13 protein-coding genes are annotated in these 15,856 nt (G+C 71.6%); 9 read left to right on the forward strand and 4 right to left on the reverse strand.

Annotation, left to right across the window (positions count from 1 at the left end):
• Positions 1–3 precede the first annotated feature (3 nt).
• The 6 genes from glgB to ABKA17_RS19160 all read left to right on the forward strand — a co-directional run bounded on the left by glgB (position 4) and on the right by ABKA17_RS19160 (position 9,828).
• Positions 4–2,205, forward strand: a complete 2,202-nt coding sequence (glgB, locus tag ABKA17_RS19135; RefSeq protein WP_353693298.1) for a 1,4-alpha-glucan branching enzyme — start codon at positions 4–6, stop codon at positions 2,203–2,205.
• A gap of 66 nt (positions 2,206–2,271) precedes the next feature.
• Positions 2,272–3,384, forward strand: a complete 1,113-nt coding sequence (locus tag ABKA17_RS19140; protein ID WP_353693299.1) for a glutamate--cysteine ligase 2 — start codon at positions 2,272–2,274, stop codon at positions 3,382–3,384.
• A gap of 177 nt (positions 3,385–3,561) precedes the next feature.
• Positions 3,562–5,463 (forward strand): AMP-dependent synthetase/ligase, encoded by a 1,902-nt coding sequence (locus ABKA17_RS19145; protein ID WP_353693300.1) that lies wholly within the window; start codon positions 3,562–3,564, stop codon positions 5,461–5,463.
• 116 nt (positions 5,464–5,579) lie between these two features.
• The gene (locus ABKA17_RS19150; protein ID WP_353693301.1) at positions 5,580–5,984 is read left to right on the forward strand and encodes an ATP-binding protein; all 405 of its coding nucleotides are present in this window, start codon (positions 5,580–5,582) and stop codon (positions 5,982–5,984) included.
• 222 nt (positions 5,985–6,206) lie between these two features.
• Complete coding sequence (locus ABKA17_RS19155; protein WP_353693302.1) at positions 6,207–7,571, forward strand: NAD(P)/FAD-dependent oxidoreductase; 1,365 nt, start codon at positions 6,207–6,209, stop codon at positions 7,569–7,571.
• Between the two features lie 10 nt (positions 7,572–7,581).
• Positions 7,582–9,828: an FUSC family protein gene (locus tag ABKA17_RS19160; protein WP_353693303.1), complete on the forward strand. Its 2,247-nt coding sequence runs from the start codon at positions 7,582–7,584 to the stop codon at positions 9,826–9,828.
• A 34-nt stretch (positions 9,829–9,862) separates the two neighbouring features.
• Here the strand turns inward: ABKA17_RS19160 and ABKA17_RS19165 are convergent, their stop codons facing one another.
• The 4 genes from ABKA17_RS19165 to ABKA17_RS19180 all read right to left on the reverse strand — a co-directional run bounded on the left by ABKA17_RS19165 (position 9,863) and on the right by ABKA17_RS19180 (position 13,122).
• Positions 9,863–10,708 carry a DUF1206 domain-containing protein gene (locus tag ABKA17_RS19165; protein ID WP_353693304.1) on the reverse strand — a complete coding sequence of 282 codons (846 nt, stop codon included), beginning with the start codon at positions 10,706–10,708 and terminating at the stop codon, positions 9,863–9,865.
• Between the two features lie 59 nt (positions 10,709–10,767).
• Positions 10,768–11,619: an ANTAR domain-containing protein gene (locus tag ABKA17_RS19170; RefSeq protein WP_353693305.1), complete on the reverse strand. Its 852-nt coding sequence runs from the start codon at positions 11,617–11,619 to the stop codon at positions 10,768–10,770.
• A 57-nt stretch (positions 11,620–11,676) separates the two neighbouring features.
• Positions 11,677–12,510 carry a SigB/SigF/SigG family RNA polymerase sigma factor gene (locus ABKA17_RS19175; RefSeq protein ID WP_353693306.1) on the reverse strand — a complete coding sequence of 278 codons (834 nt, stop codon included), beginning with the start codon at positions 12,508–12,510 and terminating at the stop codon, positions 11,677–11,679.
• Between the two features lie 192 nt (positions 12,511–12,702).
• On the reverse strand, positions 12,703–13,122 hold the full coding sequence (locus tag ABKA17_RS19180) for an ATP-binding protein (RefSeq protein ID WP_353693307.1): 420 nt from the start codon (positions 13,120–13,122) through the stop codon (positions 12,703–12,705).
• 194 nt (positions 13,123–13,316) lie between these two features.
• On the opposite strand from ABKA17_RS19180, the gene ABKA17_RS19185 reads away from it, so the two are divergent.
• The 3 genes from ABKA17_RS19185 (at position 13,317) to ABKA17_RS19195 (ending at position 15,784) form a co-directional block, all read left to right on the forward strand.
• Positions 13,317–13,550 (forward strand): hypothetical protein, encoded by a 234-nt coding sequence (locus tag ABKA17_RS19185; protein WP_353693308.1) that lies wholly within the window; start codon positions 13,317–13,319, stop codon positions 13,548–13,550.
• Between the two features lie 29 nt (positions 13,551–13,579).
• On the forward strand, positions 13,580–15,058 hold the full coding sequence (locus ABKA17_RS19190; RefSeq protein WP_353693309.1) for an aminotransferase class I/II-fold pyridoxal phosphate-dependent enzyme: 1,479 nt from the start codon (positions 13,580–13,582) through the stop codon (positions 15,056–15,058).
• Between the two features lie 273 nt (positions 15,059–15,331).
• Positions 15,332–15,784 carry a cyclic nucleotide-binding domain-containing protein gene (locus ABKA17_RS19195; RefSeq protein ID WP_353693310.1) on the forward strand — a complete coding sequence of 151 codons (453 nt, stop codon included), beginning with the start codon at positions 15,332–15,334 and terminating at the stop codon, positions 15,782–15,784.
• Positions 15,785–15,856: the final 72 nt, after the last annotated feature.

Consider the following 15,856-nt stretch of genomic DNA (forward strand, 5'->3'; position numbering starts at 1 on the left):
GCCGTGGCCCTGCGCGACACCACGCCCCCCGAGGCGGGCGGCCCGGCCCCCTGCCGCGCCGCCCCTCCCCTGGACCCCGTCGACCGCGACCGGCTCCTGTCGGGTGCCCATCACGACCCGCACGCCCTCCTCGGCGCCCACCCGGTGCCGGACGGCATCGCCTTCCGCGCGCTGCGGCCCTTCGCGCGTGCCGTGAGCGTGGTCGTCGACGGTCAGCCGCACCGGCTCGTCTCGGAGGGCGACGGACTCTTCGCCGGGGTCCTTCCCCTCACCGCGCTCCCCTCGTACACCCTGCTGGTGTCCTACGGGGACGACGAGCGCGAGGTGCACGATCCTTACCGCTTCCTGCCCGCCCTCGGCGACGCCGACCTGCACCTCATCCGCGAGGGGCGGCACGAGGAGCTGTGGAAGGCCCTCGGCGCCGAACCGATGACCCACCAGGGCGTGACCGGCACCCGCTTCACGGTGTGGGCGCCCAACGCGCGCGGGGTCCGGGTCACCGGGGACTTCACGTGCTGGGACGGCACAGCGTTCCCGATGCGGTCGCTGGGCGCGTCCGGGGTGTGGGAGCTGTTCCTGCCGGACATCGGCGAGGGCGCCCGGTACAAGTTCGAGATCACCTCCCGGGCCGGGGACCGCTTCCTGAAGGCGGACCCGATGGCCCGTCGTGCCGAGGTTCCGCCGGACACCGCGTCGATCGTGACCGTGTCCCACTACGAGTGGAGCGACGCCGAGTGGATGGCGCACCGGGGGGATGTTCCGGTGCACGAGGCGCCGTTCTCCGTGTACGAGGTGCATCTGCCGTCCTGGCGACCGGGTCTGACGTACCGTCAACTCGCCCAGGAGCTACCGGCGTACGTCAAGGATCTCGGCTTCACCCACGTCGAGTTGATGCCGGTGGCGCAGCACCCGTTCAGTGGCTCCTGGGGTTACCAGGTCACCGGCTTCTACGCGCCGACGGCCCGGCTGGGCACCCCGGACGACTTCAAGTTCCTGGTCGACGCCCTGCACCGGGCCGGACTCGGCGTGATCATGGACTGGGTACCCGCCCATTTCCCCAAGGACGACTGGGCGTTGGGGCGGTTCGACGGCGAGCCGCTGTACGAGCCGGGTGACTGGCGGCGGGCCGAGCATCCGGACTGGGGGACGTACGAGTTCGACTTCGGACGCGTCGAGGTGCGCAACTTCCTCGTCGCCAACGCCGTGTACTGGTGCGAGGAGTTCCACATCGACGGGCTGCGGGTGGACGCGGTCGCCTCGATGCTCTACCTCGACTACTCCCGTGACTCCGGTCGGTGGACGCCCAATGTGTTCGGCGGCCGCGAGGACCTGGACGCGATGGCGTTCCTCCAGGAGATGAACGCCACCGTGTACCGGCGGGTGCCGGGGGTCATGACGATCGCCGAGGAGTCCACCGCGTGGGGCGGGGTGACGCGGCCCACCGAGAGCGGCGGTCTGGGGTTCGGGCTGAAGTGGAACATGGGCTGGATGCACGACTCGCTCGGCTACATCCAGCACGAGCCGGTGCATCGCAAGTACCACCACCACGAGATGACCTTCTCGATGGTGTACGCGTACAGCGAGAACTACGTGCTGCCCATCTCCCACGACGAAGTCGTGCACGGCAAGCGGTCGTTGGTCTCGAAGATGCCCGGCGACTGGTGGCAGCAGCGCGCCACCCACCGCGCCTACCTGGGCTTCATGTGGGCCCACCCCGGCAAGCAACTCCTCTTCATGGGGCAGGAGTTCGCCCAGGGAGCGGAGTGGTCGGAGCCCGATGGTCCCGACTGGTGGCTGCTCGACCCCGGCTACGGTGCCGAGGCCGATCACCGCGGGGTGCGGGACCTGGTCCGCGATCTCAACACCGTCTACCGGGCGACCCCCGCCCTGTGGCAGCGGGACACCACCCCGGACGGCTTCCGGTGGGTGGTCGGGGACGCGGCGGACGACAACGTCTTCGCGTTCCTGCGCCTCGACGCCGAGGGAGTCCCCCTCCTCGCCGTCTCCAACTTCTCCCCTGTCGTCCGCGAGGACTACCGCCTCGGCGTCCCCGACGACGTCCCCGCGTGGCGAGAGGTCCTCAACACCGACGCTGAGCGCTACGGCGGCGGCGACGTCACCCTCAGCGAACCGGTGAAACCGGAGGACGGTGTCGTAAGACTCACCCTGCCGCCGCTCGCGACCGTATGGCTCAGTCCTGTGTGATCAGCCGTCCGCTGGGCAGTCGGGGCGTACTACCTCGTCGTCGTCGCGGCAGAAGGGCGGCATCACGTGCGCACCGTAGGAGTGGAGGAGGAACTCCTCCTGGTCGCCCCGGAGACCGGCGAACCGCGGGCCCTGTCGGCCGCGGTGCTCGCCCGCGCCGCGCACGACGGCGCGGACGGCGAGGTCTTCGAGAAGGAGCTCCACAACCAGATGCTCGAGTTCGCCACCCATCCCCAGTCGGAGATGGCGGAACTCGCCGCGGAGATCGTCCGCTGCCGCAAGGAGGCGGCCCGGCACGCGGGGGAGATCGGCTGCGCCGTCACCGCGCTGGCGACCTCTCCGCTGCCGGTCAGCCCCACGGTGAACGTGGGACGCCGCTATCAGTGGATGGCGGAGCAGTACGGCGCCACGAGCAAGGACCTCGTGCTGGGGTGCCATGTCCATGTGTCCGTCGAGTCCGACGACGAGGGCGTCGCGGTGATCGACCGGATGCAGCCCTGGCTGTCGGTGCTGGCGGCACTGAGTGCCAACTCCCCGTTCTGGCAGGGCCGGGACACGCGGTACAGCAGTTATCGCAGCCGGGTGTGGCAGCGGTGGCCGTCGGCCGGTCCGACGGAGGTGTTCGGCTCGGCCGAGTGCTATCACCGGCGGGTCGCGGACATGGTCGCGACCGGGGTGATCCTCGACGAGGCGATGGTCTACTTCGACGCACGGCTGTCCCAGCGGTACCCGACGGTGGAGCTCCGGGTCGCCGACGTGTGTCTGCACGCCTCCACCGCCGCGCTCATCGCCACTCTCGCCCGTGGGCTCGTGGAGACCTCGGCGCGGGACTGGCGGGCGGGCCGCGAGCCGTGGGGACACAGTGTGAGCCTGCTGCGGCTGGCCGCCTGGCAGGCCGCCCGGTCGGGGCTGACCGGGGAACTGCTGCACCCGGCGACCATGCGCCGGCTGCCCGCGGAGACGGTCGTACGAGCGCTCCTCGAGCACGTCGGGGAGGCGCTGGCCGAAAGCGGTGATCTCGAGCGGGCGCGGGAGGGCTGTGCCGCGCTGCTGCGGCACGGCAACGGCGCGCGCGTCCAGCGGGAGCTGCTGGCGCGGACCGGAAGCCTGCGCGAGGTGGTCACCGAATGCGTGCGCCACACCCAGGGGGAGAACGGTCCGCTCCCACCGCACCTGTAGCAGCGCATACCTCCAGGAACACCGCCACGCACAGCACCCACGGTCACAGCTAGATCATCAAGTACGGCCTAGTTGTCGAATCCCTGCATCGAACGCGCCGACCTCGGCTAGATTCGGGCACCGCCGATAACCGTGCTCGTCGGTGGAGTCACACCCCGTACACACCAGGAGCAGCGCATGCGCGACGTCGCCCTCGCTCCCCCGTCCGTCTCACCGCTGACCGGCGGGCTCGCCGACAGCGTCTTCGAGACGGCGGCCCGCAACCCGACCCTGCCGATGCTCGCGCGCCGCCCCTCCCCCGCCGGCCCGTGGGAGGAGGTGACGGCCGTGGAGGTGCGGGACGAAGTCGTCGACCTCGCCAAGGGCCTGGTCGCCTCCGGGATCGCGCCCGGCAACCGCGTGGCGATCATGGCGCGCACCCGGTACGAATGGACGGTTCTCAGCCATGCGCTGTGGGCCGTCGGCGCCGAGGTCGTGCCCATCTACCCGACGTCGTCCCGGGATCAGGTCGCCTGGATCCTGCGGGACTCCGACTGTGTCGGCGTGGTCGTCGAGGACGAACAGAGCGTGATGACGGTCGGCTCGGTGTGCGCGTCGCTGCCGCTGCTGCGCCATGTCTGGCAGTTGGACGCCGGCGCGCTGGAACAGCTGGCGGAGCGGGGTGAGTTCATCCCGCTCACCACGGTCGAGTCGCTGCGCCGCATCGTGATGCCGGACTCCACCGCGGCCGTCGTCTACACCTCCGGCACCACGGGCCGCCCCATGGGCTGCGCCCTGAGTCACCGCGGTCTGGCGAGCGCCTGCGACACCCTCCTGGAGGGCTGGGGCCACACGGTGGTACCGCCCGGCGGACAGGGCAGCGTCCTCGCCTTCCTGCCGTTCTCCCATGTGTACGGCCTGCTCGTGCAGAGTCTGTGCATCCGCGGCGGTCTGCTGATGGGCCATGAACCGGAGCTGACCGAGGCGGCGCTCTCGGCGGCGCTGCGCTCGTTCCGGCCGACGTACTTCTGTGGCGTGCCGTCGCTCTTCGAGCGGATCTACAAGACTTTCCTGCGGACGGCCCAGCAGACGGGCCGCGGCACCCTGTTCGAGCGGTCCGCGGAGACGGCCCGGGACTTCGCGGCGGCCGTCGAGCGCCACCGCCTCGGCCAGGGCCCGGGACCCGGCCTGGACCTGAGGCTGCAACACGCGCTGTACGAACGAACGGTGTACCGCAGACTGCGCTCCGCGTTGGGCGGCCGGGTCCTGCGGGCGACCTCGGGCGGCTCGCCGCTGAGCCGTGAACTGTCCCTGTTCTACGAGGGCATCGGCATGTACGTGAACGACGGCTACGGCCTGACGGAGACCAGCGGCGGGGTCACCGCGCAGCCGCTGGGCCGGGAGAAGTCGGGAACCGTCGGCCAGGCCCTGCCGGGCACCGTGATCATGGTGGCCGAGGACGGGGAGATCCTGGTCAGCGGGCCCTCGGTGTTCCAGGGGTACGTCAACGACGAGCCCGCGACCCAGGCCGCGCTGGGCGGCGGATGGCTGGCCACCGGGGACCTCGGACAGCTGGACTCCGAGGGCTATCTGTCGATCACCGGCCGCAAGAAGGACGTCATCATCACCGGCGGCGGCAAGAGCGTGGCGCCGGCCTTCCTGGAGCAGCGGCTGCGGATGCATCCGCTCATCCACCAGGCGGTCCTGGTGGGCGACGACCGGCCCTGTGTGGGCGCCCTGATCACTCTCGACCCGGACTTCCTGGCCCACTGGCGCGGCGGGCTCTCGCTGCCGGGGGACGGGCCGGGACGTCAGGCGCGGGAGGAGAACGCGCTGCGGGAGGAGATCGGACGGGCCGTGGCCGCCGCCAACAGCGCCGTGTCCCGGGCGGAGTCGGTCCGGGTCTTCCGGGTGCTGCCGGAGCCGTTCGACCTGGCCAGCGGGCTGCTCACGCCCTCGATGAAGCTGCGGCGGGACGAGATCGTGCGGCACTACGCGTTCGAGATCGACGCGATGTACCAGGCACGCTCCCGCACCCCGCGACACCAGGCGACCGACGAGGTCGCGGGCTGGGACGACGTGGACAACGTGTTCCGATGACCGGGTCAGGTCCCCGTGGCCCGATTGACCTCAGCGCCCCCGGGAACTCGCAGAAGTGGCGCCGCCGAGGAGCGCCGGACACAGGACTGGGCACGCGAGCACCGTAGGAACGACCATTGGCTTCTGTGGAGATCCCCAGCCGCACCACCAGCTTCGCGGGCGAGCCGCAGAGCGTCACCGGCGCGCGGATCGCCGCGGACGAGTACCTGTACGCGCTCGCGCACGCCGTGCCGCCCGCGACGCCCGAGCACTGGGACGACATCCTGCTCGTCGTCACGGAGCTGGCCGCGAACGCCGTCCAGTACGCCCCGGGCCCCTTCGAGCTGTCCCTGCGGCGCACCTTCGACGGCGTCCACGTGACCCTGCACGACACCAATCCCACCCCTCCGTCGCCGCGTTCCTTCCATCCGAACAAGGGGGGTGGCGGCGTCGGCTGGCATCTGATCCACGCCCTGTGTGATCAGGTGAGTGTGGTGACGGAGGACAACGGCAAGGACGTGCATGTGTTCCTGCCCTGGTGAAACGCCCGGCTCGCTCTCGTGAAACACACGACTTTCACACCCACCCGGTGCGCGGGCGCACCGGGGCGGGCAGGGTGGTGCACAACGCGTTCGTCTGCCTGCCGCGCCCGGCTGGCGGAACGACCGAAGGCACGATGGGATCGATGTTGCACGACAGCGATCCAGGGGCAGGCGTACGGCGTCCGTATCGGACCGCCGGAGCCGCAGAAGGGAAGAACGACCGTGACACGACCCAGGATCCTGGTGGTCGGCGCAGGTTTCGCCGGCGTGGAGTGCGTGCGCCGACTGGAACGCAAACTCGCGCCCGACGAGGCGGACGTCACGCTGGTGACGCCATTCGCCTATCAGCTCTACCTCCCGCTGCTGCCCCAGGTCGCCTCCGGCGTGCTGACGCCCCAGTCGATCGCCGTCTCGCTTCGGCGCAGCAAGAAGTACCGCACGCGGATCGTGCCGGGCGGCGCCATCGGTGTGGACCTGAAGTCCAAGGTCTGCGTGGTGCGGACCATCACCGACCAGATCGTCGACGTGCCCTACGACTACATCGTGCTGGCGCCCGGCAGTGTGACCCGCACCTTCGACATCCCGGGCCTCACGGACCACGCGTTCGGCATGAAGACGCTCGCCGAGGCCGCCTACGTCCGGGACCACGTCATCTCGCAGCTCGACCTCGCCGACGCCAGCGAGGACGAGGCCGAACGGGCCTCGCGGTTGCAGTTCGTGGTGGTCGGCGGCGGCTACGCGGGCACCGAGACCGCGGCGTGTCTGCAAAAACTCACGCACGCCGCAGTGAAGCGCTACCCGCGCATCGACCCGGGGCTCATCAAGTGGCACCTGATCGACATCGCGCCGAAGCTGATGCCGGAACTCGGCGACAAGCTGGGCAGCAGCGCGCAGCAGATCCTGACCCGACGCGGCATCGACATCTCGCTCGGCACCTCCATCGCGAAGGCCGGACCCGAGGAGGTCACCTTCACCGACGGCCGGGTGATCCCCACCCGCACCCTGATCTGGACCGCCGGCGTGGTCGCCAGCCCGCTGATCGCGACGCTGGGCGCGGAGACGGTCCGGGGGCGGCTCGTGGTCACCTCCGACATGAAACTGCCGAGCCACGACGGCGTGTTCGCGCTCGGCGACGCCGCCGCGGTCCCCGACGAGGCCAAGGACGAGGACGGCGCGGTCTGCCCGCCCACCGCGCAGCACGCGATGCGGCAGGGCAAGCACGTCGCCGACAACGTCATCGCGACCCTGCGCGGGCAGTCGACGTCTCCGTACGTCCACAAGGACCTCGGTCTGGTGGTGGACCTCGGCGGCAAGGACGCCGTGTCCAAGCCGCTCGGCATCGAACTGCGCGGTCTGCCCGCCCAGGTCGCGGCCCGCGGCTACCACTGGGGGGCGCTGCGCACCAACGTCGCCAAGGTGCGCGTCGCGACCAACTGGACGCTCAACGCGCTCGCCGGTGACGATTTCGTGCGCACCGGCTTCCAGGCCCGCAAGGCCGCCAAGCTGCACGACTTCGAGTACACCAACGCGTATCTGACGCCGGAGCAGGTCCGGGCGCACGTGGAGGGGACGGACCGTCAGGAGTAGTTCACCCCGGTTGCGGGAGACGGGTCGTCCGGGGCGGGCGCGGCTGCGGGATCTGGTGGCCGCGTCCGACCCCGGACTGCTGCGGCTGGCGGCCGGGCTGCGGACGGTGGGCGCCATCGCGCTCACGCTGGCCGTGCTGGGCCTGTTCGGGGCCGGGGTGCCGCATCTGGTGGCGGGGGCGATCGCGGCGATGGTCGCCACCTTCGCCATCCGGGAGAAGGAGCGCGCCGCGCAGGCCGGCACGCTCGCGCTGGGCCTGCCGGTGGCGCTGGCCGCCGTCAGCCTCGGGGCACTGCTGCGCTCCCATGTGGTCGCCGGTGACCTGTTCTTCGTCGCGCTGATCTTCTGTGCCGTCTACGGGCGGCGGTACGGCGACCGGGGCACCGCGCTGGGGCTGATCGGATTCCAGGTCTACTTCGTCTCCCTGTTCGTCGGCGCCACGGTCGACGCGCTGCCCCGGCTGTACGGCGCTCTCGTCGTCGCCTTCCTGGCCAGTGCCGTCGCGCGCTTCGCGCTCGTGCCCGAGACGCCGACCGGCACGCTGGAGCGGCTGCGGGCGGCCTTCCGCGCCCGGCTGGCCCAGCTGGTGGCATCGCAGCTTCACCTGCTCGACGCGAGCGGGCCGGAGGAGCTGGAGAAGGCGCTGGAACAGGTGCGCGAGGGCACGGCCCGGCTGCACGAGACGGCGCTGATGATCCAGGGCCGGCTGGAGGCCGGCACGGACGACGAGGGCACGGCACGTCTCGTGCAGCGGCGCGTCGCGGACGCGGAGGTCGCCGCCGAGCGGCTGGGGCTGTCGCTGCTGACCGCGCGCAGCGCCGAGCGGGCGGACACGCTCACCCTGCATCTGCCGGGTGCGCCCGTGCCGCCGGGCGGGCCGTCGGCCGGACGGGACCGGGTGACGGACACCCTGCGGCGCGATCTGGAGGCGCTGCGGCTCCTCGTCCTGCGGCCCGTCGACGTACAGCCTGGTACGGCGCTCTCGCATGTGCGCAACCGGCTGCTGGGCTACCGGGACGAGGAGAACCTGCCGCCCGCGCCGGCGGCCGTCCAGGACGTGTTCCGGGGCATCGGTGAGGCGGCCCGCGCGGTGCTCGGGCTGCGGGTCGCGCTCGACGGGCCGCAGGACGAGTCGGACGACAGCCCCGCCACGACGCGTTCGCGCGAGGAGCTGGACGCCGAGGACGCGGCGATCGACGCCGCGGAGGAGCCCGCTCAGGAGGAGCCGACGGGACTGCGGCGGCCCACGACGCGGGCAGCGGTGCAGGTCGCGGTGGGGTCGTCGCTGGCCATCCTGGGCGGTGAGCTGCTGTCCAGCCACCGCTGGTACTGGGCGGTGCTGACCTGCTGGATCGTGTTCGTCAACACCGCGTCCACGGGCGAGATCCTGGTCAAGGGCTACCGGCGGCTGCTGGGCACCCTGCTCGGGGTGGTGGCCGGCATCGGACTGGCGGGTCTGGTGGGCCACCACACGTGGACGGCGTTCGCGGTGGTGCTGGTCTGCGTGTTCCTGATGTTCTACACGGCGCCGCTGTCGTACACACTGATGTCCTTCTTCGTCACCGCCGCGCTCGGGGTGCTCTACACCCTGATGCACACCTACAGCCTGTCGGTGCTGGTGCTGCGGGTGGAGGAGACGGCGCTCGGCGCGGCCTGCGGGGTCCTCGCGGCGGCGCTGGTACTACCGGTGCGCACGGACCGCCGTACGAACGATCTCCTCGTGGCGGTGCTGGACCGGTTGGCGGACGTCACCGAGACGGCCGTGGACCAGCTCAGCGGCGGGCCACCGGCCGAACTGCTCGACCTGGCCCGCGATCTGGACCAGGCGCTGGCCGACCTGCGGGCGGCCACCCAGCCGCTCACCCACCCGGTCACACCGCTGCGGGCCCGGCGGGACACCGCGCGGTACGTCGTCGCGCTGCTGGAGACCTGCGCGTACCACGCCCGTTCGCTGGCGGCGACGGCCGAGCTACTGCCCACGCACCCGTCGATCGCGGCGGATCCCCGGCTGCGCCGGGCCGGGCGGCGCATTCTGCACAACATCCGGGCCCTCGCCGCGCATGTCGCCGACGACCGCTCCGCGGATCCGGTCGAGACCGGCCCGAGCATCGCCTCACTCCTGGAGCCCGGCGCCCCGGGCGCACCGCGCTACGGCCGGGTCACCGACCGGGTGCTGCGGCATCTGCAACGGCTGGACGAGGGGGTGGTGGGGCTGGCCCGGCCACTGGAGGTGCCGGTGACCGGGCCGAAGGGCTGACCCGGCCGCCGCCGTGCCCCTCACACCATGGCCCTCACACCCGGCGCCAGCGCGCCATCGCGAAGGAGAACAGGCCGAACAGCACCAGGCCGGCCGCCACCAGAACCAGCAGCCACGGTCCGAGCGGGGTGTCGGCGAAGGAGCGCAGCGTGTCGTCCAGGCCCTTGGCCTTGTCGGGTTCGTAGTCGACCGCGGCCCGTACCGCGAAGGCCCCGGCCGCGGCGAAGACCAGCCCGCGGGCCGCCCCGCCGCCCACTCCGGTCACGTCCACCAGCCGCCGGACCCTCGGCGACATCTCGCCCAGCTTGAACTTGTCGTGGTAGGCCCGCATGACGGCCCGCGCGCCGATCCACACGCCCGCGACGACGATCCCCGCCCCGGCGAGGCCGACGATCCACTGTCCGCCGGGCATGTCCAGCACCTTGGACGTGACGTCCCGGGACTGCTTGTCGCTCGACCCGCCGCCCCCGCTGCTGGAGCCCGAGCCCGCCGCGAACGACAGCACGGAGTAGGCGACGAACGCGTAGAACACGAACCGGGCCGCCGCCAGCAGGCGTTTCTTCGCCGACCGGCCCTCGGGGCCGACCGAGCCGAACACGACCTCCGACAGCCGCCACAGGGCCATGCAGACCAGCCCGATGCCCAGCGCCCACAGCATGGCTTTGCCGAACGGCTTCTCCGACAGTTCGGCGAGGGCGCCGCCGCGGTCCGCCTGGCGTTCGCCGTCGCCGAAGGCGATCTGGAGCGCCAGCACACCGACCATCAGGTAGATGACGCCTCGCGCGGTGAGTCCCGCGCGGGCGGCGCCTTCCGTGGCGGAGCCCCGTGCCGACCTGCTGATCACCGGCCGACCGGTCCCCGCCGTCGCACTCCCGTTCATCTCTCGACCTCCCGCACTCCGAATGCCCCGGTCAGGGCAAGGCACACACTCCGCACGGGCTACGGCCGCGCCTTCCCGCCGCCCAGGGCGTGCAGGTACTCCAGGGCGTCCAGGACGACCGTGCGCTCGTGCCAGGCGAGCCATCGGCCGGCCTGTGCGCCGACCACCTCCAGCACCTTGAGCTGTGCCTCCGTCAGTGCGTCGACGGTGTGGTCGAGATGGGCCGAGACCATGCCCACGCACAGGCCGGCAGAGGTGGTCAGCGGCACGCTGTGACAGGCCAGGCTGCCCGCGGCGAGGATCGCCTCACGGGCCGGCGCGTCGAAGACCGGATCCGTCTCCACATTGCGCACGGTGACCTGGGCGACCTCGCGCGCGGCTCGTGCACACGACGTGCCGTCGTCGCCGACGTGTCCGAAGAAGTCGACGAAGTCCTCCGTGAGCCCGGTGTGCGCCTCGATGCGCAGGCCGCCCCTGACCCGGTCGACGAGCTGGACGTTGCCCATGTCCGTGCCGACGACGGCCAGCGTCTGGCTCAGCACGGCCTTCAGGACGCCGCCGCGGTTGCCGGGCCCGATCTGCCGTGCCGCCGGGAAGCTGAGGGCGGGTTCCGCCAGTCGGGCCCGTCCCGGGAACCACGGTCGGTCCCGGGCGTCCGGACGCGGGGCGGAGAGCAGGGTCTCCGCCAGGGTGCGCATCTTGACGTTGTACCGCTGGGACGCCAGCCGCATGAGCGTGAACGCGCTGTCCGGTCCGGGCAGGGCGTACCGCTCGCGCAGCAAGCCCTGGGCCTCGGCGATCAGGGAGTGGGCCCGGGCCCGGGCGCGCAGATCGCGCACCTCGGCCCGCAGCCGTCGGACCTCGTCGTGGTCCGCTCCGTCGTCCACCCCGGTCCGTCTGGGCTCTGTCATGCAACTCCTTGGTTCGGTTCGCCGGAGCAGTGGTCTGCCCGGCCTGGGATCGTGCGGTCAGACGCTCGCGCGCTCGCCCAGCACCTCGGCGCGTACCCGGGCGCAGCTGCGGCTGATGAGCCGGGAGACGTGCATCTGGGAGATGCCGAGCTGGTCGGCGATGCGGCTCTGGGTCATGTCCTCGAAGAACCGCATGTAGAGGATGGCGCGCTCGCGTTCGGGCAGCCGGCTCAGCCCCGCCTTGGCGGACTCCCGGTCGACCACGGTGTCGTAGGAGGAGTCGGCGGTGCCCAGGGTGTCGGCGAGGCTGTAGCCGTCGTCGTCGGAGGAGAGTTCGGCGTCCAGGGACAGCGCGCTGAAGCTCTCCAGCGCCTCCAGTCCGGCGGCCACCTCCTCCTCGGTGAGCCCGGTGTGGGCGGCGAGGTCCGCGGCGGTGGGTTCGGGGGTGCCCGGGGTCTGGGTGAGCTCCCGGCGGGCCACCCGTACCTTGTTGCGGAGTTCCTGCACCCGGCGGGGCACCCGCAGGGCCCACATACGGTCGCGGAAGTGCCGCTTGACCTCGCCGGTGATGGTGGGCACGGCGTAGCTCTCGAAGGCGCCGCGCTCCGGGTCGAAGCGGTCGACGGCCTTCACCAGGCCCAGGGCCGCCACCTGGCGCAGGTCCTCCAGCGACTCGCCGCGCTCGCGGAAGCGGCCGGCGATGCGGTGGGCCATGGGCAGCCAGGCGGTGACCAGTTCGTCTCGTACGGCATCCCGCTCGGGACCGTCCTCGAGAACGGCCAGCCGGGCGAACAGAGCCGCGGTGTCGGGAGCGTCGTCGTGGCGCCGCCTGACGGCCGGGGTGGTCGTGGCGGGCGTGCCGGTACGGCTTGTCGACATGTCGATGCGCATGCGGAATCGCTCCTGAACGGTGGTTTCAGGGGGTATTGCCGCGGGAGCAGGGTGTCGGCCGAACACCCGAAGGGGGACCCAGGGGCGGCCATACCGCTCCCGTCGGCGCGCCTCCGGTCCGAAGCACGAAACTGCGTCTGCCCTCACCCCGGGGGCCCAAACTCCGCTTCTCCGGGAAAGAGCAACCGACCGTCAGGACAGGGGTACGACCGCCGTGATGCACTTGCCTCCGCAGGGCAGGTCGGTGACCCGCACATCGCGTGCCAGCCGGCAGACGATGGGCCAGCCGAGCCCGCCGACGCGTCGCCGCCCACGCGCGTCGAGGGGTTCCTTGGCCTCGGGGAACGCGTCGCTGCGGTCGCTGACCGAGACCCGTACACCGGGCTCGACGACATCGACACGGAAGTCGGTGACTCCGCCGCCGTGCAGGATCGCGTTGGTGGTGAGCTCCGAGGCGACGAGCAGGGCGTCGGCCAGGGCTTCACGGTCACAGGTCGTGCGGGTGGCGCGGCAGCGTTCGGCCACGGCACGCTCGACGGCTCGGCGCGCGTCGGCCGGCCGGCTCGGTCGCCGGTACCGTTCGGTGGATTCGGTCCTGTGCTTCTCGCACATCCCAGAGCTCCCTGATGAGTGGGGGGCAAGCCGGGGCGCTCGCGTACAGCACGGCATTCCCGCCCGGCGGCAGCGGTTTCCCTCACGCTGCGCGAGCGCCGAAAAAGGTCTCTTCTTTCGGCTGACCTCCACAGGGCCTGTCAAACCTCGAGAGCGGGAGTCGTCCGAAGTCGGTTGCGGGGTACCCGGTCGCCATGTCGGATGTCGTGGACTCAGACGAACTGTTGCGTCGCATCCAGCGGGCCCGGGCCTGTGCCCTGGAGGAAGAGGGCGCCTGGCGGACCCGGCGCGACGCCCTGCGGCCGAACGACCCGGAGGGTGCGCGGGAAGCGGCCGTGCGGACGCTGGCCTACGGGGCGGTGCTCAGGGTGCTGGACGAGATCCTGACGCCAGGCAGGAGGCCTGGGAGGTCCGAGCGCTCTGATTGACTCCCGGGCTCCCGGGAACCCGGGTCGCCATGACTCTTGATCACACGAGGGCACCGGTACTCGAAGCGCTCGACGACTACCACCGCAAGGAGCGGCTGTCGTTCACCCCACCCGGGCACAAACAGGCCCGGGGTGCCGATCCCGCGGTGCGGGAGGTGCTGGGCGACGCGGTGTTCCTCGGTGACGTCCTGGCGTCGGGCGGTCTCGACGACCGGCTGACCCGGGGCCGGGTGCTGGAGCGCGCCGAGCAGCTGATGGCCGACGCCGTGCACGCGGAGCACACCTTCTTCACCACGTGCGGCAGTTCCCTGTCGGTCAAGGCGGCGATGCTCGCCGTGGCGGGACCGCACGAGAAGCTGCTGATCGGGCGGGACGCCCACAAGTCGGTGGTCTCGGGCCTGATCCTGTCCGGCATCGAGCCGGTGTGGGTCGAGCCCCGCTGGGACGCGGAGCGGCATCTGGCGCATCCGCCGTCCGCCGCGGAGTTCGACCAGGCGTTCACCGACCAGCCCGACGCCAAGGGCGCCCTGATCACCAGCCCCACCCCGTACGGCAGTTGCGCCGATCTGGCGGCCGTCGCCGAGGTGTGTCACCGGGACGGGCGGCCGCTGATCGTGGACGAGGCGTGGGGCGCGCATCTGCCGTTCCATCCCGATCTGCCGTCGTGGGCGATGGACGCGGGCGCCGACATCTGTGTGACGAGCATCCACAAGATGGGCAGCGGTCTCGAACAGGGGTCGGTCTTCCATCTTCAGGGCGAGCACGTGCCGCCCGAGGTGCTGAAGCTGCGGGCGGATCTGCTGGGCACCACCAGCCCGTCGGTGCTGCTCTACGCCGGACTGGACGGCTGGCGGCGGCAGATGGCCCTGCGCGGCAAGGAACTCATGGGCGCCGCGCTGGATCTCGCCGCCGAGGTCCGGACCGCGGTGGAGGAGATCGACGGTCTGCACGTCGAGGGCCGGGACGACTTCTGCGGTCCGGGTCGCGCGGACGACTTCGACCCGCTGCCCGTCGTCATCGACCTCGGCGGGCTCGGCATCACGGGATTCCAGGCGGCGGACTGGCTGCGTACGCAGCGGCGGATCGACGCCCATCTCACCGACCACCGCCGGATCGGCGCCCAGATCACCCATGGCGACGACAACGGGACGGTCACCGAACTGCTGGACGCGCTACGGGCGTTGGCGCGGGCCGCGCCCGGACTGCGACCGGCTCCGCGGGTGGACGTGCCACCGCCGTCCGAGCTACGGCTCGCGCAGGCCTGCCTGCCCCGCGACGCGTTCTTCGGGCCCACCGAGGACGTGCCGGTACGGGAGGCCGCCGGTCGGGTCGCGGCCGAGATGATCACGCCGTACCCGCCCGGGATCCCCGCCGCCCTCCCCGGTGAGCGGCTGACCGAACCCGTGCTGCGCTATCTGTCGACGGGGCATGCGGCGGGGATGAACCTGCCCGATCCGAGCGACCCCGAGCTGAAGACGATCCGCGTGCTGAAGGACGAGTCGAAGTGAAACGGGTCACTTGACCGGCTTTCGTATACGCAAAATCCGGCTAGATGATTTACGGTTCATCCATACGTGGTCATGGGGTCGACCGTATCCGTCCTCCATGCATCACCTCTGTACTGCCCTGGCTGGCCTCCCCCGTCCAGCCAGGGCTTTTTCATGCCCGCGCGCCGGCGGCACCGGAAGTACCGTCCGCCGAGGTGCCCCGGCCGCCCGCAGCGGCTGAAATGGGCGTAGGGAAAGCACCGGAACCGAATCGCCGGCGAGGAGCCCCGCGTCATGACCAAAGCGACGAGACTGCTGACCGCCCTGCCCCCGCCCCAACGACAGCGCCTGATGGCCCTGGCCCGGGAGGTCTCCTTTTCCGAGGACGCCCGGATCTTCGAGGCGGGGGGTACGGCCGACCGCTTCTGGGTCATCCGCTCGGGCGCGGTCTCCCTCGACCAGCAGGTGACGTCCCAGCAACGGGTGACCGTGGCCGGCCTCGGCGCGGGCGATCTGCTCGGCTGGTCATGGCTGTTCCCGCCGCACCGGTGGGACTTCGGCGCGGTGGCCTTCAGCCCGGTCCGGGCCTACGAGTTCGACGCGGCGGAGGTGCTCGGGCTGTGCGAGGAGGACCCCCAGCTCGGCCTGATCCTGGTGCGCAGCGTCGCCGAGATCCTGGCGTACCGACTGGAGACGACCCGGGGCAAGCTGATGGAGCAGTACTCGATGCATCGGCGCGCACTCTGAGCGGCCGGGTGAGGTCCACTGCGGCTCGGCAGCCTCCCTGAGGGGCTCGGGGCTGTGTCGATGTGCGGCAGC

The sequence above is a fragment of the Streptomyces sp. RG80 genome (assembly GCF_040446465.1).
In the GTDB taxonomy this organism is placed as follows: Bacteria; Actinomycetota; Actinomycetes; order Streptomycetales; family Streptomycetaceae; genus Streptomyces.

Coding starts and splice junctions, on each gene's coding strand:
- ABKA17_RS19145 (WP_353693300.1), top strand. CDS start 3,562: ATGCGCGACGTCGCCCTCGCTCCCCCGTCCGTCTCACCGCTGACCGGC.
- ABKA17_RS19165 (WP_353693304.1), bottom strand. CDS start 10,708: ATGAACGGGAGTGCGACGGCGGGGACCGGTCGGCCGGTGATCAGCAGG.
- ABKA17_RS19170 (WP_353693305.1), bottom strand. CDS start 11,619: ATGACAGAGCCCAGACGGACCGGGGTGGACGACGGAGCGGACCACGAC.
- ABKA17_RS19175 (WP_353693306.1), bottom strand. CDS start 12,510: ATGCGCATCGACATGTCGACAAGCCGTACCGGCACGCCCGCCACGACC.
- ABKA17_RS19180 (WP_353693307.1), bottom strand. CDS start 13,122: ATGTGCGAGAAGCACAGGACCGAATCCACCGAACGGTACCGGCGACCG.
- ABKA17_RS19185 (WP_353693308.1), top strand. CDS start 13,317: ATGTCGGATGTCGTGGACTCAGACGAACTGTTGCGTCGCATCCAGCGG.
- ABKA17_RS19190 (WP_353693309.1), top strand. CDS start 13,580: ATGACTCTTGATCACACGAGGGCACCGGTACTCGAAGCGCTCGACGAC.
- ABKA17_RS19195 (WP_353693310.1), top strand. CDS start 15,332: ATGACCAAAGCGACGAGACTGCTGACCGCCCTGCCCCCGCCCCAACGA.